This window comes from Pseudomonas sp. LB3P93, from assembly GCF_054898025.1.
This window is the reverse complement of the sequence record NZ_CM142713.1, coordinates 5,419,011-5,443,883: the sequence shown is the minus strand read 5'-3', so window position 1 is coordinate 5,443,883 and position 24,873 is coordinate 5,419,011. Positions and strand designations below refer to the sequence as shown.

The window sequence follows — 24,873 nt, the reverse complement described above, 5'->3', positions numbered from 1 at the left end:
GTGGGGTTTTTGCTCAAGGAACAGCAAGCGCGCCAGCTTCACTCGATCTGTGTGGGCGGCTCTCTGTGGGCGGTGCGGGGTGCCAATACCGAAGCATTGACGATGCTGCGAGGCCCGATCAGGAGACGTCCTTATAATCGGGGGGAGATTGTATCTAAGAAACGCGGGGAAATGGACGTGTTTAATGACTTTTATTAGGCGTCTGGTCAGGTGGTCAACAGATGTTGCACCCGTGCACGTGGCTGGCGCTGGCTGACACGGGCGCTTGGAGGCAGGGGATGGTGCAACCAGTTGAGGCGGATTTCTTCGATTTCGACCCAGCCATCGCCCATCGGCTGGAGGCTGCACTGCTTGAACGCCTGGCAGTGGCCATTGCGGTCGAGCAGGGCAAAGCTGCGGTGCAACGGACGTGGCGCGAACAGCGAGATCAGATAACGCATGGGGAAGTACCTTGTGGGTGACCTGCTGTGAAGGTTGCCAGCGAGCCGTGACGTGAAAGTGTATGGGCGATGACAGATGTGTGACACGAGGCGGTTTCTGGTGGGTTTGTAGGAAATTACTTCAATCATTGCACTGCCCTAGTTAGCGGCAGTGGCGCACAGCTATACTGCGGGCCTGTTTGTGCCTGATTCTGGAGAGAAGAGCATGTTGCAACGCCTGTTGTTCGGTTTGATCACTGTGACCAGTTTGACCCTCGTCGGCTGCGCCCACAGCCCGCAACAACTGAACCCTGAACCCAAGCTCACCACTCAGCTGGCGCCGGTCGGCCATGGTCAGCCAGTGGTGGTGCGTGTGGTGGACGGTCGTCCGTCGCCAACCCTGGGCACCCGTGGTGGCTTGTACCCTGAGACCAGCGCAATCACCGTGCAGGGCGCGCAGATCCTGCCGAAGTTGCAGGCTCAGGCCGAGGCGGCCGTGCGGCTGCTGGGCTTTACCCCGACGTCGAATGCGCCGAATGCTCCGCAGTTGACGGTGACCCTGGCCGAGCTGAAATATCAGTCGCCCAAAGAAGGCATGTACGTGACCGAGGCGACCATCGGCGCGACGTTCCGCTCTGATGTGCAGAACGCCAATCGTCGTTACAGCGGTCGTTACGGTGCGTCCCTTGATCAGCGTTTTGGTATGGCGCCGAATCAGGAAACCAACACCAAGCTGGTCAGTGATGTGTTGAGCGATGCGCTGACGCGTCTGTTCAAGGACCCGACGATTGGTCAGATTCTCAGCGAGTAACGTTCGCGAGATTCAAAAAAGCCCGGTGCCAGCAATGGCCCCGGGCTTTTTCATGCCCACTGATTATTCAGGCATTACATCGAACAACTGTGGGAGCGAGCCTGCTCGCGATGACGGAGTGTCAGTCAACATCAATGCAGCTGACACACCGCCTTCGCGAGCAGGCTCGCTCCCACAAGGGGAACATCGTTGGTCAGGCCGCTTGTGAATAAAAATCCAGCACGCTCACACCTGTCAGCAAATCCGTCTCTGGCAAATCCGCATGTTGATGCCCGCCCAGCGCGCAATAAACCAGCCAGTGGCGGTCCTGAACGTTAAAGGCGAGGCTTCCTACGAGGTTTTGCTGTTCGTCACTCTGGGCGATGAGATAGAGGCGGTCCTGGTTTTCGGCGTGAAGCATGACGGTTTCCGTGTCGGTTTCGAGGGCCGCCAGACTGGCGTATTCAGATGACGGAGCCGTGACACAGGGCAGCATTTGGTCAGATGTTTCGTTATTTATCGGAAAGGCAGGGCAGGTGGACAGGCTTTCGGTAGAATCCGCGCCGCAGTCGTCGGTTCGGCGTCTGCCACACCTGTTTTGCCGAGGTCCGTGATGTCGTTGCATTTGATTTCGCTGTTCACCAACCATCCCGCCAAGTTGATCAACCTGCTGGCCTTGCTGTTGGCCTTCCCGGGCGGTTGGCTGCTGCACGCCACTCGTCGCCGCGAACAGCGCGCCATGGCCAGCCTGGTAGCACAGCGCCAGAGCCGCCCGAGCGAAGAGCCCACTCTGGATTGGGCGACCTTGCGTATGAACCGGTTCTTCTACCGTTTCGGTTTCGCCTGCCTGGGGTTGGCGTTGCTGGTGTCGTGGATCAGCACACGGGTCTGAATCGGCCAGACAAACAAAAACGGCGCCCAAGGGCGCCGTTGTCGTATCCAGCCCAAAACCTTACAGCGGCAATCCCGCTTTCACACGGTACTGATTGCGCACTGGCGTGGCGTATTGCAGCACCATGAACGGGCGATGTTCCTCAGGGCAGGCTTCCAGTCGGCGTTGCCATTCCTCCTGGGCCTTGGCCAGTTCGTCGGCCGCAAACACTTCGGCGGCTTTCGGCACCTGCAATTGCGGATCGGCGTCTTTCCACTGGGCGTAGGCCAGGTAGTGCACCGGGAACAACCGGTAGCCGCCGAGGATCTGCCGGTCCATTTCGATCGCCAATTGCTTGGTGTCGTCGAACAGTTCGGTGATCGGCGCGGCGAAGTTCACATGCACCCGGCCCTTGTAGCCGGTGATGCCCTTGGCGATGCTGACGTCGTCCTCACCCGGGACTTTGGTGTAGCTGCCGGTGGTGGCGCGGATGAACAGCTCGCGAGCCTTGGCCTGGTCGCACGGGTCGTATTCGTAGCTGATCGACACCGGGCTGACGTTCAGCGAGCGGATGACTTCGCCGAACGGCTCGTCCTTGCGGCTCATGTGGAACATTTTCAGGATCGCCGACTCGGTGCGGTCATCGCCGTCCTTGGCCCGACCTTCGGCCTGGGCGATCCAGATAGAGGCGCAATCGTTGCGGATCGAGTGGTTGATGTAGGCCGACAGCAGCTGATACGCCGCCATCTTCTCGCGACGACCGGTGATCGAACGGTGCACGATGAAGCTCTTGTTCAGGCGCATCAAATCGCTGACGAAGGGCTTTTGCAGCAGGTTGTCGCCGATCGCGATGCGCGGTGTCGGCAGGCCGGCGTGGTACACGGCGTAGTTGACGAAGGCCGGGTCCATCACGATGTCGCGGTGGTTGGCGATGAACAGGTACGCGCTGCCGGACTTGAACTGCTCGACGCCGGTGTACGTCACACCGTCCGTGGCTCGCTCGATGGTGTGGTCGACGTACATCTCGACTTTATCCTGCAACGTGGCCACCGACGTGACGCCGGCGAACTCACGGCGCAGCCGATGAGCTATAAGAGGTTTGAGCGCCCAGCCGAAAGCTCCGGCAAAACGCGGGAAGCGGAAGTGGATGAGGATGTCTAGAAACGCCTTGTCGCCGAGCAGCCGGTCCAGCACCGCTGGGACTTCGCTATCGTCGTACGGTCGGATGGCATCGAATTCGCCCATCATGCTCTCTTGTTAGAAACGGCTAGGGTAAGTAAAGGTTTTGCTCGAAAACCAACGGGGCACGGTCTGAAAAGGTAGCCAGACAAAAATAGCCCTGCAAATAGACCGGCGATTATACGCACAAGTCACCTGGGAGACCGCGATGCTGGAAACTGCGCTGTATGAATGTCCGTATTGTGGTGAAGAGGTTGAGACGACCGTGGATCTGTCCGGGGGCGATCAGACCTATATCGAGGACTGCCAGGTGTGCTGTCGGCCGATCACGTTTGTGTTGCAGGTTGACGGAGCGGAATGGCATCTCGAAGTGTTCAGCGAAAATGAGTGAGGGGCGTCTATGCAGCGAATCTATGAGCCGGAAAACCTGATGGAAGGTGAGTTGCTGCAAGGCATGCTGGCCAGCGAGGGCATCGAGGCGCATCTGGTGGGGCGCGACTTGCTTGGCGGGACCGGCGAATTGCCGGTCTATGGCCTGCTGGGCTTGTCGGTGGATAACGACCAGGCCGAATACGCCCGCGAGCTGATCACTGCGTACAATGCCGCGCTGCCACTGCCCGGTGATGAACCAGACAGTTTTCCCGGCACGCTGGTCTGTTAGGCTGGCGTTCGTTTTATTGAGAGTCGTGTTGCCCCATGTGTGGACGTTATGCCCTGTTTCGCTGGAACCCCGCCTTCGCGGCCCTGCCTGGCTTCCCCGCCGATCAGCAGGCCCAGTGGAATATTTCCCCCAACGATTCGGTGTTGATGCTGCGTGCAGGCGTCGACGGTCAGCGTGAGCTGGCTCGAGCGCGCTGGGGTTTAACGCCGCCGTGGCTGACCGATCTTTCCCGTACCCCGGCCCATGCCCGGGCCGAAACGGTCGCTGAACAACCGATGTTTCGCCAGGCCTTGCGCGAACGCCGTTGCCTGCTGCCGGCCAATGGTTTTTACGAATGGCGTGGCACGACCCGCAAGCGGCCCTATTGGCTGACGCCGGGGGAGGGCTCGACGTTGTTTTTCGCTGCGATCTGGGAAGCGTATCCGGTGCAGGAACAGGTGTGGTTGAGCACGGCAGTGATCACCCAGCCGGCGGCGAGTCAACGTCGACCGTTGATTCTGAATGCGGCGGGGCAGGAGACGTGGCTGAATCCTGAAACACCCTTGCATGCGTTGCAGGCGTTGCTCGCCAGTGAGCCCGCGGCGTTGCGCGAGCGGGTGTTGGCGAATCTGGTGAATGATCCGAAGCTCAATGGGCCGGAGTGTCTTACCCCGGGCTGACGTATTGAGCGTTCCCACGCTCCGCGTGGGAATGAATCCCGTGACGCTCTGCGTCACAGTGGACGCGGAGCGTCCATGGCTGCATTCCCACGCAGAGCGTGGGAACGATCATTGAAACTCAAACCTTGAACTGATTGATCAACCGCCGCTGCTGCTCGGCCAGCTTGGTCAAATCCGCACTCGCCACACTCGATTCATCCGCCCCGCCAGCCACTTCATTGGCCACTTGCCCGATGTTGATCACGTTGCGGTTGATGTCATCCGCCACCGCGCTCTGTTCCTCGGCCGCGCTGGCAATCTGCGTGTTCATGTCATTGATCACCGACACCGCCTGAGTAATCGTCTCCAGTGCTTCAGCCGCTTTCGCCGCATGCTGCACGCTTTCGTCAGTGCGGTTCTGGCTGTCCTCCATCACCCGCACCACGTCGCGGGTGCCTTGTTGCAACTGCTGGATCATGGTCTGGATTTCTTCGGTAGCCTTCTGGGTTTTCTGCGCCAGGTTGCGCACTTCATCGGCCACCACCGCAAAACCACGGCCCTGTTCGCCAGCGCGGGCGGCTTCAATGGCCGCGTTCAAGGCCAGCAAATTGGTTTGTTCGGCGATCCCGCGAATGGCGGTCAGGATCGCGTTGATGTTCTCGCTGTCCTTGGCCAGGGTCTGCACGACGCCAACAGCCTTGCCGATTTCCACGGCCAGCACGCCAATCGAGTTCGACGTATCGCGCACGATCTGCATGCCCTGGGCCGCGGCCTGATCGGCATGGCTGGCGGCTTGCGCAGCCTGGGTCGCGTTGCGCGCCACGTCTTGCGCGGTTGCGGTCATTTCATGCACGGCGGTGGCCACTTGATCGATCTCGGCCATTTGTTTCTGCACACCGATGTTGGTGCGGATGGCGATATCGGCGGTGTGTTCAGACGAATCGCTGACGCTCAGCACCGAGGTCACGACCTGGGTGATCATCGCCTGCAACTTGGCCAGGAACGTGTTGAAGCCTTTGGCGATCGAACCCAGTTCGTCGGCGCGGTCGCTGGTCAGGCGGCGCGTCAGGTCGCCTTCACCTTTGGCAATATCGTCGAGCATCGCGACCATTTGCTTGAGCGGGCGGGCAATGCCATGGCCCACCAGCCAGATCACCAGCAAACCGATGCCAGCGATCAACAAACCGACCATGGCCATGCCGAAGGTGTCGGACTTGCGCTGGGCGTCCAGGTCGCCCTGAAGTTTTTGCAGGTCGGCCATCACTGCGTTCAGCGGCAGTTGCAGCATCAAGGTCCAGCGCGCATCGGTCTGGCCGATGCCAAACGGCAGGTACAACTCGATCCGGCCCTGAGTCTTGTCGACGGTGTAAGTCACTTCGCCGCGCTTGAGGTTGGCCATGTTGGCGATCTGTTTGCTGTCGAGGATGTCGCTGACCTTCTCACCGAATTTGCTCGGGTCTTTGGTGTAGGCAACGATCCGGCCATTACCGCCGATCAGCGCCATTTCCCCTGCGCCGCTGTACAGTTTCTGATTCGCGCCGAGCAACATTTCCTGGATGAAGTTCACCGACAGGTCGGCACCGACAATGCCCTGGAAGGCGCCGTTGAGCATGATCGGTTCAATGAAGGAAGCGAGCATGACGATCTTGTCGCCGACCTTGTAGGGCGCCGGATCGATCACACAGGATTTTTTGGTTTCTTTCGAACACAGGTAGTACTCGCTGGCGCGAACCCCGGTGGACAAGGTTTTCTGATCATCAACGTCCACCAGTTTGTCCAGGCCCAGGGTGCCGTCCTCGTTGCGGAACCACCACGGCAGGAAGCGCCCGTTGCTGGCGTCGATGCCAACCACCTTGGTGTCGACGTAGGCGGCGTCGTTGTGGTCGAGCGCGTTTTTTTCCCATCCTATATAAGTGCCGAGAATCTTCGGGTTCCTGGCCACGTTTTCCTTGATCAGGCTGATCAATTGCTCGCGGCTCAGGCTCAGTTGCGGCTGGCCATCGGCGCCCGGTGTGCCGATCAGCGCGTTGACCCGCACCAGGCCGCCGGCGATCAGCAGCGGCGCTTCGAGTTCGCGCTGGATCTGGCTGACCTGGGTTTGCGCCAGAGAGGTCAGGCGTTGCTCGATCACTTGCTCGAATTGCGCCTGGGTCCGCTCCTGGACCATGTCCTGCGTCCGGGCACCGGAAAACAGTGCGTACAGCACCAGCGCGGCGACTACGCTAAGAACGATGGCGCCGGCGAGGGCGGCCACGGAAAACTGGATCGACTTGAATTTCATGGGTGCTCCGCACGCAAGAGGACGTCTGCGGTGGTGTATCGGCAGGAGCCCGGAGGGCCATGAGCGGGGTCGGGCGAAATGGCTGTTTTGGAGTGCTGGATGTCGCAAATGAATCATTGCGGGCCGTTGTCGGCCGTGGCGGGCGTCGGTATGTGAATTTTTTCCTACGGCCATGAGAGTTTTGGCTGAAATGTGCGTCTACTCATTTGCGTAACTGGCGTCGATACCATTCCCGCCCAGGATACGCGCCATGTTTCCAGGGAGTTTTTTGATGAACAAGACATTGGTTGTGTGTGCGCTGAGTGCAGGTTTGCTGCTTGCCGGTTGTCAGTCGGTCAATACCACCAGCGGTGGCGCCGTGGGTGTTGAGCGCAAGCAGTACATGTTCAGCATGTTGTCCACCGACGAAGTCAACCAGATGTACGCTCAGTCGTATCAAAAGACTGTCGGAGAGGCGAACACCAAAGGCGTGCTGGACAAGACCAGTAACGACGCCAAGCGCGTTCAGTTGATTGCCGATCGACTGATTGCCCAGGCGCCGGTTTTCCGCCCGGATTCGGCCCAGTGGAAATGGGAGGTCAATCTGATCAAGAGCGACGAGCTCAACGCCAACTGCGGGCCTGGCGGCAAGATCATTTTCTACACGGGACTGATCGATAAACTGCAACTCACCGACGATGAAATCGCCGCGATCATGGGTCATGAAATCGCTCATGCCCTGCGCGAGCATGGTCGTGAAGCGATGTCCAAGGCGTACGGCGTCGAGATGGCCAAGCAGGGCGCAGGTGCGCTGCTGGGGCTGGGTCAGGACAGCCTGGCCCTGGCGGACACCGTGGCGAAATACGGCATGACCTTGCCCAACAGCCGTGGCAATGAAAACGAGGCGGACTTGATTGGCCTCGAACTGGCAGCCCGTGCCGGATTCAATCCGAACGCGGCGATCACGTTGTGGAACAAAATGAGCAAAGCCTCGGAAGGCGCGCCGCCAGAGTTTTTGAGCACTCACCCGGCGTCGTCCAGTCGGATTGCCTCGTTGCAGGCAGCGATTCCGAAGGTGATGCCGTTGTACGAGAAAGCGCCTAAATCCTGATAGTCATGCAGTGAGGCTGCTGACGCCTTCGCGGGCAAGCCTCGCTCCTACAAGCTTTTGGTCGATTACATAATGTGTGTACGACACAAAACCTGTGGGAGCGTGGCTTGCCCGCGAAGAACGATAACGCGGTCTAACGACCTACCGCGTCAAACCCACCCGCTGCTCTGCATCGCCTTGTACACCGCCACAATCGCCAGGATAAAGAACGCCGAAGCCGCCAGTCGACGGATCAGGGTAAGCGGCAATTTGTCTGCAGCAAAGTTACCCGCCAACACCACAGGCACGTTGGCAATCAACATCCCTGCGGTGGTGCCGATGATCACCAGCCACAGCTCCGGGTATTGCGCGGCGAGCATCACCGTGGCGACCTGGGTTTTGTCGCCCATTTCGGCCAGGAAAAATGCAATCAGCGTGGTCAGGAACGGCCCGAACTTGCGGGCGGTGCTGGCTTCATCGTCGTCCATCTTGTCCGGCACCAGGGTCCACAGCGCAGTCGCTGCGAAGCTCGCTGCGAGGATCCAGTGCAACACCGCATCCGAGAAGAAACTGCCGAACCAGGCACCTACCGCACCGGCTGCCGCGTGGTTGGCCAGGGTTGCGGCGACGATGCCGGCGATGATCGGCCAGGGTTTGCGAAAGCGTGCAGCGAGAATGAGCGCGAGCAGTTGCGTCTTGTCGCCGATTTCGGCCAAGGCAACGATAGCGGTGGGAACGAGCAGAGAATCCAGCATCAGGGGTTTTCCTAAGGGGCGGGTCGACACGGCTATGACACGTACAGCCTTCCCGCCCCGGGTAAGGTGTTCGTGTCATAGGTCTTGTCAAACCCTGCGATCCGTCTGATGCGGACGCTTGGGTCGCATACGCCATGGTCTGTTGACCAAGTATGTTGACGTATGCCGGACGAGCATGGCGCTCGTGGGAGACTACTCCCCTAGGACGGAGCGGATTCTGCCTAGGCAAATCCGATTGGGCAAGCAGAAGTTTTATCCGCGCTTGGCCCGGTAAATCCTGAAACCCTGTCCTTCAGCCTTGATCGCACACACGCCCAGGTGCTCCTCGATCAGTGGTTGATACTTCAGGAAGCTGTTCGCGACCAAGCGCAGTTCGCCACCGTTTTTCAGATGTTTGGCCGCTTTTCGCAGCAAGTTTTCGGTGGCGAAGTAATCGGTGTGGACGCCGACATGGAACGGAGGATTGCTCAGAATTGCACTCAAACCCATCGGTGCCGCGTCGATGCCGTCACCGGTAATCACGTCGGCTTCCAGACCGTTGGCGGCCAGTGTCAGGCGGCTGCTGGCGGCAGCGAATGCGTCGACGTCGAGCAAGGTGACCTGATTGTGCGGATAACGACGTTTCACCGCGGCGCCCAACACACCCGCGCCGCAACCGAAGTCGAGCAAGTGGCCGCTCGGCAACTTGTCCAGATGCTCCAGCAGCAACGCGCTGCCACGATCCAGCCGACCGTGACTGAACACGCCCGGCAGGCTGATGACTTTCAGCGGGCCTTCGGCCAGCGGCAACTCGTAAGTCTCGGCCAGGCTTTCCAGCGATTTGGCTTCTGGCGCGTTGGCTACGGTGACCAGCCAGAGTTGGCAATGCCGCGCGCTGTCGAGCTTGCGTGGCTTGCCGAACGGGTTCAGTTGCTTGGCCGCGCCTTCGATGCCGCTGCGTTTTTCACCCACCAGGTACAACTCGCGACCGGCCAGGCGCGAGGCGAGGGCGTTGAGGATGTAGTCGGTCAGGTCCTTGGACTTGGGCAAAAACACCACGGCCGTCTCGAACTCACGCTGGGGTGCGTTCACACCAAAATGGCTGCGCTCGGGGAAGCGCGCGTCCAGTGCCGCTTGATCGCCGGCGTGCCAGCACCAACCGTGGGCATCGGGCAGTCGGCCCAGCAAATCGTCGGCGGGCAAACCGGCCAGCAGCACCGACCCCTGGAATAACTCGGCCTGACGAAGCAGTACTTCACTGCGCGGATCCATAACTGCTCCTGTGAAAAAAAGTGCCGCAGTCTATCAACTGACGACCCGCAGCGCTTTACCGCTGAAGTAGCCCAGCGCGTTTTCGGTCAATTGACCGACGATCCGCTGGCGTGCCTCGCGACTGCCCCAGGCGTTGTGCGGCGTGACGATCAGCCGCGGGATGTCATGGGCCAGCAAGGGGTTGCCGGCAGTCGGTGGCTCGACGCTCAGCACATCGGTGGCCGCGCCGCCCAGATGTCCGTTGCGCAAGGCATCGGCCAACGCCTGTTCATCGATCAAGCCACCGCGCGCGGTGTTGACCACGAAAGCACCGGGTTTCATCGAGGCCAGTTCTCGGGCACCGATGAAGTGCCGGGTGTGTTCGTTGAGTGGGCAATGCAGGGTGAGGGCGTCGATTTGCGGTAGCAGTTGATCCAGCGGCAAGCGATCCGGCCGGGCAGGGCGCCCCGGGATCTGGCCCAACAGCACGCGCATGCCGAAAGCTTCGGCCAGCCGCGCGACCGCGCCACCCAGTTCTCCATGGCCGAGCAGCCCGAGGGTTTTGCCCTCGAGTTCGACAATCGGGTAATCCAGCAGGCAAAACTGTTTCGCTTGCTGCCAGCGGCCTTCACCGACGGCTTTCTGATAATCGGCCAGGCGCGTGGCCAGGTTGAGCAGCAACATGATCGTGTGCTGCGCCACTGACGGCGTGCCGTAACCCTGGCAGTTGCAGACCGTGATGCCGTGGGCACGGGCGGCCGCGAGGTCGACGTTGTTGGTGCCGGTGGCAGTGATCAAAATCAGCTTCAGATCAGGGCTCGCGGCGATGGCGGCGGCGTCGATCAGGATCTTGTTGCTGATGGCCACGGTGGCGCCCTTGAGGCGTTCGATCACCTGATCCGGCGCGGTTTGTGCGAACAGCTGCAAGTCGTCGAAGCAGTCGCGCAACGGGCTGAGGTCGAGATCGCCCAGGTCCAGGGAAGGATGGTCGAGGAAAACGGCGCGGCGAGAGTTCGTCATCAACTGTACCTTTTGTGCAGTGAACTGAAGGCGTAATCTGCCGAGCCTACCAGATGAAACAAATGGTTACCCATTGCACAAAATCGTTCGCGAGTTGATGAAGCAACGACGCCCCTGTAGCAGCTGGCGAAGCCTGCGTTCGGCTGCGCAGCAGTCGTGAAATCAGGCTATGCGGTCTAACAGATAGACCGCATTCTCAGGGTTTACGACTGCTTCGCAGCCGAACGCAGGCTTCGCCAGCTGCTACAGATGATGTTGTTGCCTGTTTTTTTATTTGACCGATCTGCCTTAGAGGAGCCCCCATGTACTGGACAGAGTTCTTGACCGTTGCCCTGATTCACTTGCTCGCCGTCGCCAGCCCCGGCCCGGATTTCGCCGTGGTAGTACGTGAGAGCGTGACTCACGGCCGTCGCGCCGGGACCTGGACCGCGCTGGGCGTCGGTACGGCGATTTTCCTGCACGTCGGTTATTCGCTGCTCGGCATCGGCCTGATCGTGTCGCAGTCGATCGTGCTGTTCAACGCCTTGAAATGGGCGGCTGCCGCGTATCTGCTGTACATCGGCTACAAGGCCTTGCGCGCGCAACCGGCCAAACCGGTTGCCGACGATCTGCACAAAGAAGCCGGTGAACGCACGCCTCGCGGTGCCTTCACCTCAGGTTTCGTGACCAACGGCCTGAACCCGAAAGCCACGCTGTTCTTCCTGTCGTTATTCACCGTGGTCATCAACCCGCACACGCCACTGGCGGTGCAGGCTGGCTACGGGATCTATCTCGCGGCGGCAACGGCGGTGTGGTTTTGCCTGGTGGCGCGGCTGTTCAGCCAGCAACGCGTGCGCGCCGGTTTCGCCCGGATGGGCCACTGGTTCGACCGGACCATGGGCGTGGTGCTGATCGCCATCGGCGTGAAACTCGCCTTCACCGAGGCGCATTGATCGCGAAGCGCCTTTCGGATAACGAAATCCCGCAAGTGCTGGCGCAAAGCTAGCATTTGTATGGCTCTGCAAATCATTCCTTTGGCTGATTTGGCCGGCGTACAAGGGTTCTAGAGTGTTTACCTCTAAAGCCAACACCGTGCAGTCAGAAAAGGGATTCTTATGTTGCAGACTCGCGTTATCCCCCCAGCCGAAGGCGCTTACCAGTATCCGCTGCTGATCAAACGGCTGCTGATGTCCGGCGCTCGTTACGAGAAAACCCGCGAGATTATTTACCGCGACCAGTTGCGCTACAGCTATCCGACCCTGATCGAGCGGGTTGCGCGGCTGGCCAACGTGCTCACGGAAGCCGGGGTCAAGGCCGGTGATACCGTGGCGGTGATGGACTGGGATAGCCATCGGTATCTGGAGTGCATGTTCGCCATCCCGATGATCGGCGCGGTGATTCACACCATCAACGTGCGCCTGTCACCGGAACAGATCCTCTACACCATGAACCACGCCGAGGACCGCTTCGTGCTGGTCAACAGCGAGTTCGTCGGGCTGTACCAGGCGATTGCCGGACACCTGACCACGGTCGAGAAAACCCTGCTGTTGACCGACCTGCCGGAAAAAACCGCCGACCTGCCGAATCTGGTGGGCGAGTATGAGCAGTTGCTGGCGGCCGCGAGCACGCACTACGACTTCCAGGATTTCGACGAAAACTCGGTCGCGACCACGTTCTACACCACGGGCACCACCGGTAACCCTAAAGGTGTGTATTTCACCCATCGGCAACTGGTGCTGCACACCATGGGCGTGTCGACCATCATGGGCGCCATCGACAGCGTGCGCCTGCTGGGCACCAACGACGTGTACATGCCGATCACGCCGATGTTCCACGTGCATGCCTGGGGTTTGCCATATGTGGCGACCATGCTCGGGCTCAAGCAGGTTTATCCCGGTCGTTACGACCCGGAATACCTGGTGGAGCTGTGGCGCAAGGAGAAGGTCACCTTTTCCCATTGCGTACCCACCATTCTGCAAATGGTCCTTAACTCCAAAGCCGCGCAAACCACCGACTTTGGTGGCTGGAAAATCGTCATCGGCGGCAGTGCGCTGAACCGTGCGCTGTACGAAGCGGCCAAGGCCAAGGGCATTCAGTTGACCGCGGCTTACGGCATGTCGGAAACCGGGCCATTGGTGTCCTGTGCTCACCTCAACGATGAGCTGATGGCCGGCACCGAAGACGAACGCACCACGTATCGCATCAAGGCCGGCGTACCGGGGCCTTTGGTGGAGGCAGCGATCGTCGACACCGACGGCAACTTCCTGCCCGCCGATGGCGAGACTCAGGGCGAGCTGGTGCTGCGTGCGCCGTGGCTCACCGAGGGCTACTTCAACGAGCCGCAGAAGGGCGCCGAGCTCTGGGCCGGGGGCTGGCTGCACACCGGCGACGTGGCGACGCTGGACAGCATGGGCGTGATCGACATCCGCGACCGGATCAAAGACGTGATCAAGACCGGCGGCGAGTGGATCTCCTCCCTGGACCTCGAAGATTTGATCAGCCGTCACGTGGCGGTACGCGAAGTAGCAGTGGTGGGCATCGCCGATCCGCAGTGGGGCGAGCGCCCGTTTGCGCTGCTGGTGATCCGCGAAGGGCATGAGATCGGGGCTAAAGAGCTCAAGGAGCATCTCAAGCCATTCGTGGAATTGGGGCACCTGAGCAAGTGGGCGATTCCGAGTCAGATCGCCCTTGTTACTGAAATTCCCAAGACCAGTGTCGGCAAGCTCGACAAAAAGCGTATCCGCCTCGACATCACTGAATGGCAGGCTAACAACAGCACCTTCCTCTCGACGCTTTAAGCGCCTTCTGGCGTGCCCAAAAGGGCACGCCAGCCCCACCAAGCAAGCGCTTGGCTTGTGAAATCCGAATTTTCAGCCATCCTTGCGGTGCCGACATGCGTCGGACTGGCGAAAGGACTGTTCCAGAGTGGCCGGCAGGTGCAAATCACACTTTAGAGGGATCAAGCTCTACTACCTGCTGGCTATAGTCCGCTCAAGGATTTTTAAGAACGGAGCAAACGCACAAAACGGGGCGATGCAATTTTGGAGTGACTTCGGGACGCCTTGGCTCCCCGTCACCCACAACGTTTTTAGAAGTGCTAACTGCCATAACAATAATGCACATGGAGTAGCGTCGATGACATCAGTAAACAAGTTCTGGCGCCGGGCGAAATTGCCCCTGGCGGTCAGTCTCGCCTCTTCGCTCGCCGGGCCTGCATTCGGCGTCAGTTTCAACGTCGGTGAAATCGAAGGTCAGTTCGACTCTTCCCTGTCGATCGGTGCCAGTTGGTCGACCGAGAGCGCCAACAAGAACCTCATCGGCGTCAACAACGGTGGCCGCGGTCTGTCCCAGACCTCCGATGACGGTCACTTGAACTTCGAGAGCGGTAAAACCTTCTCGAAGATCTTCAAGGGCATCCATGACCTTGAATTGAAATATGGCGACACCGGCGTTTTCGTCCGTGGCAAATACTGGTACGACTTTGAACTGAAGGACGAAAGCCGTCCGTTCAAGGACATCAGCGACAGCAACCGCAAGGAAGGCGCCAAGTCCGCCGGCGGTCAGATCCTCGACGCCTTCGTCTACCACAACTACTCCGTTGCCGATCAGCCGGGTTCCGTGCGTCTGGGCAAGCAGGTAGTGAGCTGGGGTGAAAGTACCTTCATCGGCGGCGGCATCAACTCGATCAACCCGATCGACGTGTCCGCGTTCCGTCGTCCGGGTGCCGAGATCAAGGAAGGCCTGATCCCGGTCAACATGTTCTATGTGTCCCAGAGCCTGACTGAAAACCTGTCGGCTGAAGCGTTCTATCAGCTGGAATGGGACCAGACCGTTGTCGATAACTGCGGTACGTTCTTCTCGCAGCCGGACATCGTTGCCGATGGTTGCGACACCAACCTGCGTGTGCTGAACAAGCGCTCGCAGATTCCAGCCGTTGCGCTGGGGCCATTGGCCGCCAACGGCGTTGATGTCAACCAAGAAGGCGTACTGGTCCGTCGCGGCCCGGACCGCGATGCACGAGACAGCGGCCAGTGGGGCGCGTCCCTCAAGTACATGTTCGAGCCGCTGGACACCGAGTTCGGTGCCTACTTCATGAACTACCACAGCCGTGCACCGATCTTCAGCGCCACGGGCGCGCCACAGTCGGTCTATAACACGGCGGCTGCGCTGCCAGGTCCTTTCGCGGCACTCGCACCGTTGCTGGTGGCGGGTAACTCGAAATACTTCATCGAATACCCGGAAGACATTCGCCTCTACGGCCTGAGCTTCTCCACCACCCTGCCTACCGGTACGGCGTGGAGCGGTGAACTGAGCTACCGTCCGAACGCGCCGGTGCAGCTCAACTCCACCGACATCCTGTTCGCCGGTGTACGTCCCTTGGGCGGCGCCCTGGGTAACGCTTCGCTGCTCTCGGCCCCCCCGGGTCAAGACCTGCACGGCTATCGTCGTAAAGAAATCACCCAGTTCCAGACCACCCTGACGCACTTCTTTGACCAAGTCATGGGCGCGAGCCGTTTGACCCTGGTGGGCGAAGTGGGCGTGACTCACGTCGGCGGCCTGGAAAGCACCTCCGACGTCCGTTATGGCCGCGATCCGGTCTACGGCCCGGGTGAGTTGCCAGCCACTGGCACGGTGAATACGTGCGTGGCACTCAACACCAGCACCATCAACGGTGCCGGCCCGGGTACTCCGACCAACAACCGCAGCCGCAACTGCAACGACGAAGGTTTCACCACGTCCACTTCGTGGGGTTATCGCGGTCGGGCCATCTGGGAATACAACGACGTGTTCGCCGGTGTGAACCTCAAGCCGAACGTGGCCTGGTCCCACGACGTCAGCGGTTACTCGCCTGGCCCTGGCGGCAACTTCGAGGAAGGTCGCAAAGCAGTGAGCCTGGGCGTCGATGCCGAGTACCAGAACACCTACACCGCGAGCCTGGCCTACACCAACTTCTTTGATGGCAAGTACACCACCGTCGATGACCGCGACTTCGTTGCGCTCAGCTTCGGCGTGAACTTCTAAGCACTGTTTTTTCAGGACGAACGCACATATGAAAATAACAAAGAGTCTGTTCCACGCTGGTGTTCTGGGGCTTTCGCTGCTGGCGACCAGCGTCATGGCAGCCGTGCCTGCCGCCGAAGCGGACAAACTGGGCAAGAGCCTGACACCGATGGGCGCCGAGATGGCGGGTAACGCCGACGGTTCGATCCCAGCCTGGAAACCGATGGCGAAGAACGCCGGCACCGTCGACGGCAAAGGCTTCCTGTCTGACCCGTTCGCCAGTGAAAAACCGCTGTTCACCATCACGGCGCAGAACGTCGACCAGTACAAGGACAAACTCGCTCCGGGCCAGTACGCGATGTTCAAGCGCTACCCGGAAACCTTCAAGATGCCGGTTTACCCGTCCCATCGCGGCGCGACCGTGCCGGACGCTGTGTTTGCCTCGATCAAGAAAAACGCCACCAGCACCAACCTGGTGTCCGGCGGCAACGGTCTGGAGAACTTCGAAACGGCCGTGCCGTTCCCGATTCCGAAGACCGGCGTTGAAGTCATCTGGAACCACATCACCCGCTATCGCGGTGGCAGCGTGACCCGTCTGGTGACCCAGGCCACGCCGCAGCCGAACGGCTCGTACAGCCTGGTGTACTTCCAGGACCAGTTCGTGTTCCGCGACAAGATGAAGGATTACGATCCGGCGAACCCGGGCAACATCCTGTTCTACTTCAAGCAGAAAGTGACCGCGCCGGCACGTCTGGCTGGTGGTGTGCTGCTGGTGCACGAAACCCTCGACCAGGTTAAGGAACCGCGTTCGGCGTGGGTCTACAACGCCGGTCAACGTCGTGTGCGTCGTGCGCCACAAGTGTCCTATGACGGGCCGGGTACTGCGGCGGATGGCCTGCGGACCTCCGACAACCTGGACATGTACAACGGCGCGCCGGATCGCTACGACTGGAAACTCGAAGGCAAGAAAGAGATGTACATTGCCTCCGACAGCTACAAGCTCGACTCGCCTCAACTCAAGTACGACGACATCATCAAGGCCGGTCACATCAACCAGGACCTGGCTCGCTACGAGCTGCGCCGGGTCTGGCATGTGGTCGCCACCCTGAAGGAAGGTCAGCGTCACATCTACGCCAAACGTGACTTCTACATCGACGAAGACACTTGGCAAGCTGCGGTGATCGATCACTACGACGGCCGCAATCAACTGTGGCGTGTGGCGGAAGCTCACTCCCAGAACTACTACAACGTTCAAGTGCCTTGGTACACCCTGGAAACCTTGTACGACCTGCAATCGGGCCGTTACCTGGCGCTGGGCATGAAGAACGAAGAGAAGTCGGCTTATGACTTCGGCTTCACCGCGACCACCAGCGATTTCACACCCGCTGCACTGCGTCAGGACGGGGTTCGTTAACCTGCACTGAACAGAGGCCGCACCCTCGAAAAACGCCCCGACTGGTTCGGGGCGTTTTTTTTGCCGTTCACACCAAGTCGCTGTACCAGCTGTCGAGCCTGCGAGGCTGCGTTCGGCTGCGCAGCAGTCGCTAAACCGCAATCCTCGGTCTTCCTGAAATAGGTAATCGCCTGACTTCACGACTGCTTCGCAGCCGAACGCAGCCTCGCAAGCTCGACAGCTGCTACGAGACCTGTGTGGCTGTCGGGTTTGGCCGACACCTTTGCTTGTATTCTTTTTGTAGCCATTTGTAGCAATAACCTTCATTCCCTCTTCGTTTACCGATAGTCTGCGGACATCTGCAACGCCGCCACCCGCAATTCAAACAAGAGCCGGCCATGACTGATCTGTCCCCACTCCCGGGCCCTGCAAGCGTTGCCGTCGCGGCACTGGACGGGCGCTTTTTTCGGCCCCCGTTGCCCGACGGCCATGTGCTGCGGCCTCGTCTGTGCGAGCGCCTGAGTGCCGGCCTCGGTGGCAGGCTGTTGCTGGTCAGTGCACCCGCCGGCTTCGGCAAGAGTTCATTGGCGGTGGAGTTCTGCCAAGGGCTGCCGGCCCATTGGCACAGTCTGTGGCTGGGGTTGAGTCCTCGGGACAGCGATCCGGGGCGTTTCCTCGAGCGGTTGCTCGAAGGTCTTCAGGATTACTTTCCGAAGCTTGGCAGCCAGGCCCTGGGCCTGCTGAAAATGCGCCAACGCCATCAACCATTCGCCTTCGAAGAGTGGCTCGATGGTTTGCTTGATGAGCTGGCCATTCACCTTTCGCCGATGACTCCTTTGCTGCTGGTGCTGGATGACTATCATCTGGCCCAGGGCCCGGTGCTCGATCGCTGCCTGCAGTTTTTCCTCAATCACCTACCCGATGGCTTGCTGGTCATGGTGACCAGTCGACAGCGTCCGGATTGGCACCTGGCGCGTTTGCGCCTGTCGCGGCAACTGCTCGAGTTGCATGAGCAGGACCTTCGACTGACTCACGACGAAGCGCTCACGTTGCTCGATCGGCATAGCAGCTCCTTGCGTGGCGAGGCACTGGAAAACCTGATCCAGCGCAGTGAAGGCTGGGTCGCCGGCCTGCGCTTCTGGCTGCTGGCGGCCTCCGAGGCGGGCACCAACGGTGCGTTGCCGCAGTCGCTGCATGGCGGGGAAGGGCTGATTCGTGATTACCTGCTCGAAGAAGTCATCGACTGCCTGCCCGCCGAAGTGCAGTCATTCCTTTACGACACCGCGCCTCAAGAGCGTTTTTGCAGCGAGCTCTGCGATGCCGTTCGCGAGGCCCATGACAGTGCCGAAATTCTGCGTTTCCTTCAGGCGCACCAGGTTTTCCTGGTGCCGCTGGACGAGCACGGCCACTGGTATCGCTATCACCACCTGTTTTCCGACCTGCTGCGTACCCGGCCCACCGCTCAGTCGATAGTGCCGGCCGCAAGCCTGCATCTGCGCGCCTGTCGCTGGTTCAATGCACAAGGGCTGCTCGACGAGGCGGTGGAGCAGGCGTTGCGCGCCGGGCACCTGGACGTTGCGGCGAACCTGGTGCAAAACCTCTCTGAAGAACAACTGCTCGCCGAACAGAACGTCGGCATGCTGCTGCGCTGGAAAATGGATTTGCCCGACAGCCTGCTGATCAGCACGCCGCGACTGATCGTGCTCTACAGCTGGGCCTTGGGGCTGGCTTGTCAGTTGGACGCTGCCGAGGAGCTGGCGGCCCACTTGAGCCGCTTCCTGCCAGCCCCGTCGGCCACCGCGCAGAAATCCATGCTGGCGCAATGGCTAGCGCTGAGCGGCATTATCGCCCGGGGGCGTGGCAATCGCGCGCTCACGCAACTCTACTGCACCGAAGCGTTGGAGAGCCTGCCGGCCAAGCGCTACGGGCAACGGCTGATGTGCCTTTCGACCCTGTCCAACCTGGCGATAGCCGACGGCGACTTGTGGCGCGCACGCAGCTTGAACCGCGAATCGCTGGAGTTGGCGCAGCGGGTCGGCAACCCGCTCTTCGAGGCGCTGGCCCATTACGACCGCGCGCGGGTGCTGCAAGCGCGGGGGGAAATCATGCGCTCGCTGCAAGAAGTCCGTCAGGGCTTGCAACGTCTGCAAGGGTTATCCCCGCAACGGCTTTACGCCGTGCGTGCACGCCTGACCTTGTACGAAGGCTTTTTACTGGCCGTGCGCTTGCAACCGCAAGCTGCGCGAGCGCGTTTACAGGCCGGGCTGAGTGAAGCCCGAGCCTGTCGCGATATCAGTGTATTGATCGGCCACTGTGTGATTGCCCGGCTTGAGGGCAGCAGCGGCGAGTTCGCCAAAGCCTTCGCCGAACTCGCCGAAGCCGAACGCCTGATGCACATCTGGGACGTGCCGCCGATCTATTACTTGGCGATGATCACCCTGGTCAAATGCGAACTCTGGCTGGCTCAGGGGCGTACCGATCTGGCCGAAGCCTGGCTGGCGCGACTGGGCCAGACCTACAACGGCGACCACGCGGCAGCGCCGCCGGAATTCCATCCACAGCTGCCGCTGCATATCGAATTGCAGCAAGCCATGCTCGAGGTGATCCAGGGGCAGCCGATGCTGGCAGAGGGGCGTTTGAACGCGTTGCTTGAGCATGGGCAGAAATCGGGACGGCAAATGCTCAGCGTGATGGCGTTGACGCAGAAAATTGCCTTGTTGCTGGCGGGCGGCCGTGAACCCGAGGCCCGCAAGGCGCTGGTCCAGGCGCTGGAAGCGGCAACCGGTGGTGTCCTGCAACCGTTCGACGGGTTGCTGGCTGAACACCCGGACTGGCTGCGCGGGCAACTGCAACTCTGTACCCAAACAGCTGTTTCGCAAAACCTTGTAGAAAAACTGCCTGCCGCAACTTCGCGTCCGGCATTGGAGTTATCCCCAGGCGCGGAAACGCTCAGTACTCGTGAGCTGGCCGTCCTGCAACTGATTGCCCAAGGTTGCTCTAACCAGGAGATCAGCGATCAGCTGTTCATCTCGCTGCACACGGTCAAGACCCACGCCAGCCATATCAACAGCAAGCTTGGGGTTGAGCGGCGTACACAAGCGGTGGCTCGGGCCAAAGAGTTTGGACTGCTGAAATAGCGCATTTTCGAGATCCACCGGGTCCACAAAAAGACTTGATACGGTTTTGTGCCAAAATTGCCCATCCCTGTTTTCCGAGCATGCCCAGATGTCCCAGCAGCCCAAACTGATCCGCGAAACCTTCCCCGTCGGCCCCTTGCAGTGCAACTGCACAATCATCGGCGATCCGATCACCAAAAAAGCCATCGTGGTCGACCCGGGCGGCAATCACGAACTGATCCTCGCGCGCCTCGATGCCTTGGGCTTGAAGGTGGTCAGCATCATCCACACCCATGCGCACCTGGATCACTTCCTGGCCTCCGGTCAGCTCAAGGAGAAAACCGGCGCGACCCTGCATCTGCATAAAGAAGATCAGTTTCTTTGGGACAATCTGGAGATGCAGTGCCAGATGTTCGGTGTGCCTTACACGCCGGTGCCGTCGCCGGATCGCTGGCTGGCCGACGATGAAGAACTGGCCTGCGGTTGTGGCGTGGCGTTGCACACGCCGGGTCATACGCCGGGTTCCATGAGCTTTTGGTTTTCCGAGGCTAAGCTGCTGATTGCCGGTGACACGTTGTTTCGTCGCGGGGTAGGGCGCACGGATTTGTGGGGCGGCGATCAGGCGACCATCGTGCGGTCAATCAAGCAGCGGCTCTATACGCTCGATGAAGAAGCGACGGTCGTGACCGGGCATGGTCCGGACACACGGCTGGGCGATGAAATGCGCGAGAACCCGTTTGTGCGGGCATAAATGTGACCGACGGAATTTTCGCCGGCCAAAATGATCCAACGCCCGCAAAGGTTCAATGCCTTAGTCCGTTGCACCCCAGAATGCAAAAAAGTAGGAGCTCTTCATGTTCACCAAGCAGCGTTTGATTATTGTCGCTACGGCTGTGGCCTTGCTGTCTGGCTGCGCCTCGCCTAATCCTTACGACAACCAGGGCCAGGCCGACGGTGGCTCCACGGGCATGAGCAAAACCGCTAAATACGGTGGCCTCGGCGCTCTGGCCGGTGCTTTGGCCGGTGCCGCCATCAGTCACGATAACCGTGGCAAGGGCGCGCTGATTGGCGCCGCCGTGGTAGGTGCTTCCGCTGCCGGTTACGGTTATTACGCCGACCAGCAAGAGAAAAAGCTGCGCGCCAGCATGGCCAACACCGGTGTCGAAGTGCAGCGTCAGGGCGATCAGATCAAGCTGATCATGCCGGGTAACATCACGTTCGCCACAGATTCGGCGAATATCGCCTCCAGCTTCTATCAACCGCTAAACAATCTGGCAGGCTCGCTCAAGGAGTTCAGCCAGAACCAGATCGAAATCGTCGGCTACACCGACAGCACGGGTGCCCGTCAGCACAACATGGACCTGTCCCAGCGTCGTGCCCAGAGCGTGGCGACTTACCTGACCTCGCAAGGTGTCAGCGGTGCCAACCTGTCGGCTCGCGGTGCCGGGCCGGATAACCCGATTGCCAGCAACGGCGACGCCAATGGCCGGGCGCAGAACCGTCGGGTCGAGGTCAACCTGAAGGCGATTCCGGGCCAGCAGTATTCGCAACCGACCCAGTAGTGACAGCAAAAGCCTGACTGAACCCCAGGCGTAAAAAAGCCCGCCCGATCCTCAGCAGATCGGGCGGGTTTTTTTGTGTCGCCAGTTCTGGCCCCATCGCGAGCAAGCTCGCTCCCACAGTGGACCGAGTGTTGGATCAGTACGCGGTCACCTGTGGGAGCGAGCCTGCTCGCGATGGGGGCCGAGCAAGCGATGAAAACTTCATAATTAAAAAAGCCCCCGGACAATCACTCGTCCAAGGGCTTTTTTGTGTCGCGCGAAACCTGATTACTTTTTCAGGCCGTAATGCTCATCGAGCATGCCCGGCGCGTTCGGGGCTTTGGGGGCGTAGTCGCGAGGCGGCTCCTGATTGCGCGGTGGCGTCAGGCGTTCCCGTGGTGCCACGGCAGCGTCAGCGTGCAGGGCGGCCAGCAAGCGTTGACGAGTCTGCTCGTCCAGGGCCAGGCGGTTGGCACCCTCGGCGAGGTGATCCTGCACCTCCTGATAGCTCGCAGTGAGTTTCTTGACCAGTGTTGCAGTGCTGTTGAAGTGGGTGACCACCTCGTTCTGATAACTGTCGAAACGTTCCTGAATGTCATCCAGCTGACGTTGAGTGCTGCTAGGCGCGGCATTCGGCACCAGGCGAGCGATCAGGAAACCAATGGCGACACCCACAACCAGGGCAAGAGTCGGCAACAACCAAACTAAGAGCGAGTGTTCCACGAGTCCTTCCTCTATAAACGGCTTTGCTTTACGTTAACGGCTCGAACCTGCGCTGTATACCGCGATTCACTCGCAATAGATTGGCACAGACAATTTGCTAGACGAGTCGACCCGATTTGAGGTCACGGAGTTCCTTCCTTGCTTATGCGCGAAACCCCTGTAGTGATTGATGGCCCGGTCGGCCAATTGGAAGCCCTTTACCTCGACAACGAGCAGCCGCGCGGCATCGCGCTGATCTGTCATCCGAACCCGGTGCAGGGCGGCACCATGCTCAACAAAGTGGTCTCGACCCTGCAGCGCACCGCGCGCGACGCCGGTTTGATTACTTTGCGTTTCAACTACCGTGGCGTCGGTGCCAGCGAAGGCAGCCACGACATGGGTACCGGCGAAGTCGATGATGCCCAGGCAGTTGCCGAATGGCTGCGGGCCAAACACCCGGATTTGCCGCTGACCCTGTTCGGATTCTCCTTCGGCGGTTTTGTTGCAGCAAGTCTCGGCGGGCGCCTGGAAGCCAAGGGCGAGCAGCTCAAGCATCTGTTCATGGTCGCGCCCGCTGTCATGCGCCTCGGCGATCAAGATCAACTGCCGCAACACGGCGAGCTGACCCTGATCCAGCCGGAAACCGACGAAGTCATCGATCCGCAAGCCGTCTACGATTGGTCCTCGACACTCGAACGTCCCCATGAGCTGCTGAAAGTGGCAGAATGCGGACACTTTTTTCATGGCAAGCTGACCGATCTCAAGGATCTGATTCTGCCGCGCCTTTCGAATTGATTGCAGTCTGACAAGCGATTACCCATGACGACTCGTACCCGTATCCTCACCGGCATCACCACTACCGGCACGCCGCACCTGGGCAACTACGCCGGTGCCATCCGCCCGGCGATCGTCGCCAGCCGTGACAGCAATGCCGATTCGTTCTACTTCCTGGCCGACTACCACGCCCTGATCAAATGCGATGACCCGCTGCGCATCCAGCGCTCGCGTCTGGAAATCGCCGCGACCTGGCTGGCCGGTGGCCTGGATGTTGACCGCGTAACGTTCTATCGCCAGTCCGACATCCCGGAAATCCCCGAGCTGACCTGGCTGCTGACCTGCGTTGCCGCCAAGGGCCTGCTCAACCGCGCCCATGCCTACAAGGCCTCGGTGGACAAGAACGTCGAAACCGGCGAAGACCCGGACGCCGGCATCACCATGGGCTTGTACAGCTACCCGGTGCTGATGGCCGCGGACATTCTGATGTTCAACGCTCACAAGGTGCCGGTCGGTCGTGACCAGATCCAGCACGTGGAAATGGCCCGTGACATCGGCCAGCGTTTCAACCACCTGTTTGGCCAGGGCAAAGAGTTCTTCACCATGCCCGAGGCGCTGATCGAAGAAAGCGTCGCCACACTGCCAGGCCTCGACGGTCGCAAGATGTCGAAGAGCTACGACAACACCATCCCGTTGTTCAGCAGCGCCAAGGAAATGAAGGACGCTATCTCGCGGATCGTCACCGACTCCCGCGCGCCGGGTGAAGCGAAAGATCCGGACAACTCGCACCTATTCACCTTGTTCCAGGCCTTCGCTACGCCGGCGCAGTCCGACGAGTTCCGCAGCGAACTGTTGCAGGGCTTGGGTTGGGGCGAGGCCAAGAATCGTCTGTTCCAGCTGCTGGACAGCGAACTGGGCGAATCCCGTGAGCGTTATTACCAGCTGATTGAGCGTCCGGCTGATCTGGAAGACATCCTGCAAATCGGCGCGAAAAAGGCCCGTGCCGTAGCGACGCCGTTCCTCCACGAACTGCGCGAAGCGGTCGGCCTGCGTTCTTTTGTGGCCCAGACCCAAGTCGCTGCCACCACCAAGAAGAAAGCCGCGAAAGCCGCGCGTTTTGTCAGCTTCCGTGAAGAAGACAGCAGTTTCCGTTTCCGTCTGCTGGCGGCCGATGGCGAGCAATTGCTGCTGTCGCGCAACTTCGCCGACGGCAAAACCGCAGGTCAGGTGACCAAGCAATTGCAATCGGGTCAGCCGTTGGATGTGCGCAGTGAAGACCGCAGCTTCAGTGTCTGGCTGGAAGGCGAGTGCGTGGCCGACAGCCCGACGTTTGCTGACGACACGGCTCGCGACCTCGCCATCGACGCCTTGCGGGTTGCTCTGACGCCGGTTCAGGAATAATCAGCGGCTCGGTCCGACCAAGGGCCGATTGCCATTCCCACGGGCCGTCGCTA

At 60.2% G+C, this 24,873-nt stretch carries 23 protein-coding genes and 1 riboswitch; of the genes, 15 read left to right on the top strand and 8 right to left on the bottom strand.

The features are described 5' to 3' along the window. Positions 1-206: 206 nt before the first annotated feature. A complete protein-coding gene (locus ACYZT8_RS24790) occupies positions 207-440 on the bottom strand; it encodes a hypothetical protein (RefSeq protein ID WP_131059469.1) in 234 nt (77 codons plus the stop codon). Positions 441-645: 205 nt separating this feature from the next. Between ACYZT8_RS24790 and ACYZT8_RS24785 the strand changes: the two genes are divergently transcribed. After that, on the top strand, positions 646-1,230 hold the full coding sequence (locus ACYZT8_RS24785; protein ID WP_461976706.1) for a YajG family lipoprotein: 585 nt from the start codon (positions 646-648) through the stop codon (positions 1,228-1,230). A gap of 193 nt (positions 1,231-1,423) precedes the next feature. Here the strand turns inward: ACYZT8_RS24785 and ACYZT8_RS24780 are convergent, their stop codons facing one another. Then, the gene (locus ACYZT8_RS24780) at positions 1,424-1,630 is read right to left on the bottom strand and encodes a hypothetical protein (protein WP_010458215.1); all 207 of its coding nucleotides are present in this window, start codon (positions 1,628-1,630) and stop codon (positions 1,424-1,426) included. A gap of 192 nt (positions 1,631-1,822) precedes the next feature. On the opposite strand from ACYZT8_RS24780, the gene ACYZT8_RS24775 reads away from it, so the two are divergent. Continuing rightward, positions 1,823-2,101 carry a hypothetical protein gene (locus ACYZT8_RS24775; RefSeq protein ID WP_461976704.1) on the top strand — a complete coding sequence of 93 codons (279 nt, stop codon included), beginning with the start codon at positions 1,823-1,825 and terminating at the stop codon, positions 2,099-2,101. 60 nt (positions 2,102-2,161) lie between these two features. Here the strand turns inward: ACYZT8_RS24775 and ACYZT8_RS24770 are convergent, their stop codons facing one another. Next, a complete protein-coding gene (locus ACYZT8_RS24770; protein ID WP_461955672.1) occupies positions 2,162-3,328 on the bottom strand; it encodes a 1-acyl-sn-glycerol-3-phosphate acyltransferase in 1,167 nt (388 codons plus the stop codon). Positions 3,329-3,467: 139 nt separating this feature from the next. On the opposite strand from ACYZT8_RS24770, the gene ACYZT8_RS24765 reads away from it, so the two are divergent. The 3 genes from ACYZT8_RS24765 to ACYZT8_RS24755 are packed head-to-tail and all read left to right on the top strand — an operon-like array spanning position 3,468 to position 4,579. Beyond that, a complete protein-coding gene (locus tag ACYZT8_RS24765; RefSeq protein WP_461955671.1) occupies positions 3,468-3,650 on the top strand; it encodes a CPXCG motif-containing cysteine-rich protein in 183 nt (60 codons plus the stop codon). Between the two features lie 9 nt (positions 3,651-3,659). Next, positions 3,660-3,920: a putative signal transducing protein gene (locus ACYZT8_RS24760; RefSeq protein ID WP_131059464.1), complete on the top strand. Its 261-nt coding sequence runs from the start codon at positions 3,660-3,662 to the stop codon at positions 3,918-3,920. A gap of 35 nt (positions 3,921-3,955) precedes the next feature. Next, positions 3,956-4,579, top strand: coding sequence for an SOS response-associated peptidase (locus ACYZT8_RS24755; protein ID WP_461976702.1), 624 nt, complete (start codon positions 3,956-3,958; stop codon positions 4,577-4,579). Between the two features lie 118 nt (positions 4,580-4,697). On the opposite strand, the gene ACYZT8_RS24750 is transcribed toward ACYZT8_RS24755, so the two are convergent. Next, a complete protein-coding gene (locus ACYZT8_RS24750; RefSeq protein WP_461976700.1) occupies positions 4,698-6,839 on the bottom strand; it encodes a methyl-accepting chemotaxis protein in 2,142 nt (713 codons plus the stop codon). 271 nt (positions 6,840-7,110) lie between these two features. On the opposite strand from ACYZT8_RS24750, the gene ACYZT8_RS24745 reads away from it, so the two are divergent. Next, a complete protein-coding gene (locus ACYZT8_RS24745; RefSeq protein WP_461976698.1) occupies positions 7,111-7,929 on the top strand; it encodes a M48 family metallopeptidase in 819 nt (272 codons plus the stop codon). Positions 7,930-8,078: 149 nt separating this feature from the next. On the opposite strand, the gene ACYZT8_RS24740 is transcribed toward ACYZT8_RS24745, so the two are convergent. The 3 genes from ACYZT8_RS24740 to ACYZT8_RS24730 form a co-directional block, all read right to left on the bottom strand. Next, a complete protein-coding gene (locus ACYZT8_RS24740) occupies positions 8,079-8,663 on the bottom strand; it encodes a TMEM165/GDT1 family protein (RefSeq protein ID WP_131059461.1) in 585 nt (194 codons plus the stop codon). Positions 8,664-8,752: 89 nt separating this feature from the next. Beyond that, positions 8,753-8,877: riboswitch (yybP-ykoY riboswitch) on the bottom strand. 38 nt (positions 8,878-8,915) lie between these two features. Then, positions 8,916-9,914, bottom strand: coding sequence for a methyltransferase (locus ACYZT8_RS24735; protein WP_461976695.1), 999 nt, complete (start codon positions 9,912-9,914; stop codon positions 8,916-8,918). 33 nt (positions 9,915-9,947) lie between these two features. Further along, positions 9,948-10,913: a 2-hydroxyacid dehydrogenase gene (locus ACYZT8_RS24730; protein WP_461976693.1), complete on the bottom strand. Its 966-nt coding sequence runs from the start codon at positions 10,911-10,913 to the stop codon at positions 9,948-9,950. Positions 10,914-11,215: 302 nt separating this feature from the next. Between ACYZT8_RS24730 and ACYZT8_RS24725 the strand changes: the two genes are divergently transcribed. From ACYZT8_RS24725 to ACYZT8_RS24695, 7 genes are all read left to right on the top strand, one after another. Next, on the top strand, positions 11,216-11,845 hold the full coding sequence (locus ACYZT8_RS24725; RefSeq protein WP_461976691.1) for a LysE family translocator: 630 nt from the start codon (positions 11,216-11,218) through the stop codon (positions 11,843-11,845). Positions 11,846-12,007: 162 nt separating this feature from the next. Beyond that, positions 12,008-13,690, top strand: coding sequence for a fatty acid--CoA ligase (locus ACYZT8_RS24720; RefSeq protein ID WP_461976689.1), 1,683 nt, complete (start codon positions 12,008-12,010; stop codon positions 13,688-13,690). Between the two features lie 337 nt (positions 13,691-14,027). Continuing rightward, a complete protein-coding gene (locus tag ACYZT8_RS24715; protein ID WP_461976687.1) occupies positions 14,028-15,914 on the top strand; it encodes a DUF1302 domain-containing protein in 1,887 nt (628 codons plus the stop codon). 28 nt (positions 15,915-15,942) lie between these two features. Next, the gene (locus ACYZT8_RS24710; RefSeq protein WP_109634739.1) at positions 15,943-17,307 is read left to right on the top strand and encodes a DUF1329 domain-containing protein; all 1,365 of its coding nucleotides are present in this window, start codon (positions 15,943-15,945) and stop codon (positions 17,305-17,307) included. A gap of 377 nt (positions 17,308-17,684) precedes the next feature. Further along, the gene (locus tag ACYZT8_RS24705; protein ID WP_461976685.1) at positions 17,685-20,423 is read left to right on the top strand and encodes a LuxR C-terminal-related transcriptional regulator; all 2,739 of its coding nucleotides are present in this window, start codon (positions 17,685-17,687) and stop codon (positions 20,421-20,423) included. 88 nt (positions 20,424-20,511) lie between these two features. Continuing rightward, the gene (locus tag ACYZT8_RS24700; protein ID WP_461976683.1) at positions 20,512-21,153 is read left to right on the top strand and encodes an MBL fold metallo-hydrolase; all 642 of its coding nucleotides are present in this window, start codon (positions 20,512-20,514) and stop codon (positions 21,151-21,153) included. 103 nt (positions 21,154-21,256) lie between these two features. Continuing rightward, on the top strand, positions 21,257-21,964 hold the full coding sequence (locus tag ACYZT8_RS24695) for an OmpA family protein (protein WP_461976681.1): 708 nt from the start codon (positions 21,257-21,259) through the stop codon (positions 21,962-21,964). Between the two features lie 267 nt (positions 21,965-22,231). Here the strand turns inward: ACYZT8_RS24695 and ACYZT8_RS24690 are convergent, their stop codons facing one another. Continuing rightward, positions 22,232-22,666, bottom strand: coding sequence for a Z-ring associated ZapG family protein (locus ACYZT8_RS24690; protein ID WP_131059452.1), 435 nt, complete (start codon positions 22,664-22,666; stop codon positions 22,232-22,234). Between the two features lie 144 nt (positions 22,667-22,810). On the opposite strand from ACYZT8_RS24690, the gene ACYZT8_RS24685 reads away from it, so the two are divergent. Together ACYZT8_RS24685 and ACYZT8_RS24680 are read left to right on the top strand one after the other, a co-directional pair. After that, on the top strand, positions 22,811-23,440 hold the full coding sequence (locus tag ACYZT8_RS24685) for an alpha/beta hydrolase (RefSeq protein ID WP_461976679.1): 630 nt from the start codon (positions 22,811-22,813) through the stop codon (positions 23,438-23,440). Between the two features lie 24 nt (positions 23,441-23,464). Further along, positions 23,465-24,820, top strand: a complete 1,356-nt coding sequence (locus ACYZT8_RS24680; protein ID WP_461976677.1) for a tryptophan--tRNA ligase — start codon at positions 23,465-23,467, stop codon at positions 24,818-24,820. Positions 24,821-24,873: the final 53 nt, after the last annotated feature.